We start from the raw sequence: 1,761 nt of genomic DNA, 5'->3' as shown, positions 1-1,761 counted from the left end.
ACCAAATTCTAATGCGCTGCCCCTCTCGTGACTATGTTCTTTTCGGTCAAGGAAGGCCGTGAACCGATTTAGCTCCGAAGCCATCTGACTGGATGACAGGTGGAGTTGCAGGCTCTCAGAGTAGATGCTGCTCACCTCTTTAAAAATTCCTTTGAACTCAGAAAATAGGAGCCATTGAATGCCGGTGATCCAGCTCCGGGAACACCAGGTGGACCAGAAGGTGAGTTTCCGTAAGTGGGTGGGATTCCCTTCAAGGTCATCCGTGCCCCCGCAGGGTGCCCGGGGCACGATCGTGTCAGCGACTGGATCGGGAAAGACGATCACCGCAGCCGCGTGCGCCCTGGAGTGCTTCCCGGACGGCCGGATCCTTGTGACCGTGCCGACCCTGGACCTGCTCGTGCAGACGGCCCAGGCGTGGCGCCTGGTGGGCCACCGGGCGCCGATGGTGGGGGTGTGCTCGCTGGAGAACGACCCCGTGCTCAACGAGCTAGGGGTGCGCGCCACCACCAACCCCATCCAGCTCGCCCTGTGGGCCAGCTCCGGACCGGTCGTCGTGTTCGCCACGTACGCCTCACTGGTGGACCGCGAGGACATCGACGCACTCGGGGGCCAGCGGAAGGTGCGTGGGCCGTTGGAGGCCGCTCTGGCGGGCGGGGAGCGGCTGTACGGCCAGCGCATGGCGGGCTTTGACCTCGCGATCGTGGATGAGGCGCACGGCACCGCCGGTGATCTTGGTCGTCCGTGGGCGGCGATCCGTGGCAACGTGCTGGAGATCCGCGACCCCTGCCCCGTCCTTGGTGAGTCGGAGGAGGCGCAGCGGGGCCGGCGTCTGGCGCTGTTGCAGACCGCGCTCCTGGAGCACGCGGCGAGGTGGAACCTGCGCACTGTGATGACGTTCCACCAGAAGGTGGAGGAGGCCGCCGTGTTCGCGGAGAAGCTTCCGGGGACGGCTGCCGAGCTGTACGCCAGTGACGCCACCGACGACGATCTGGCCGCTGCGGACAAGCTCCCGGCGTCCTCGCCGACCTGGTCGACGCCGATGGTGTTCTGTCCGACATCGCACCCGGGGTGCTGATGGACGGCGACGACATCGGACGCTGGCTGAAACGGCAGAAACAGCCCGGCACCTGGAAACTGCTGTCGGCCGAGCAACAGGAACGGCTGACCGCGCTGGGTGTCAAACCCACCGAGGCGCGGTCCCCCGCCCCGGCAGGGGCCGCCCCGGCAGGGGCCGCCCCTGCAGGGGCCGCCCCGGCAGGGGCCGGCGGCACGACGGCGAAGGGCACAGGCACGGCGCAGCAGGCCTTCCAGCGCGGGCTCGCGGCCCTCACGCAATGGGTCGAACGGGAAGGCAACCGGCCGGTACCCCGCGGGCACGGCGAAGACATCACCATCGACGGCGAAAGGGAACCGGTGGTCGTCCAGCTGGGTGTGTGGGTATCCAACACCCGCGCGAGGCGCGACAAGCTCACTGCGGAGCAAGTCGACGCGCTGCGGGAACTGGGCATCCAGTGGGCATGAACACACCGGACCGGAGGCTGGCACCGGGCGGCTTCGGACTGGGCAGGATCCGTTGGAGTGCCTAGCGCGCCTTCGTCAGGCTCCACCGGTTCAAACGACTCCGCACCCGCTGTGAGCGACGCGCCGGTCTCCGTCAGTGCCTTCCTCGAAGTCGTCCGCGGAATCACCTGACGCGAAATCCGCGCAGTCGGCAGCCCAGTGCTTCTCTGCGACGCCGACGGCCACACCTTCGGCGAAGCC

General features: G+C 67.6%; 1 pseudogene. It reads left to right on the top strand.

Features of this window, described 5'->3' with window-relative positions:
- Positions 1-178 precede the first annotated feature (178 nt).
- Positions 179-1,521, top strand: a pseudogene (locus LPA54_RS32515) (Helicase associated domain protein).
- Positions 1,522-1,761: the final 240 nt, after the last annotated feature.

Origin of the sequence: Streptomyces sp. DH12, from assembly GCF_020873895.1 — a bacterium.
Lineage (GTDB): Bacteria > Actinomycetota > Actinomycetes > Streptomycetales > Streptomycetaceae > Streptomyces.
Note: the sequence above shows the minus strand (reverse complement) of the source record. Positions and strands in the feature narration are given on the sequence as shown.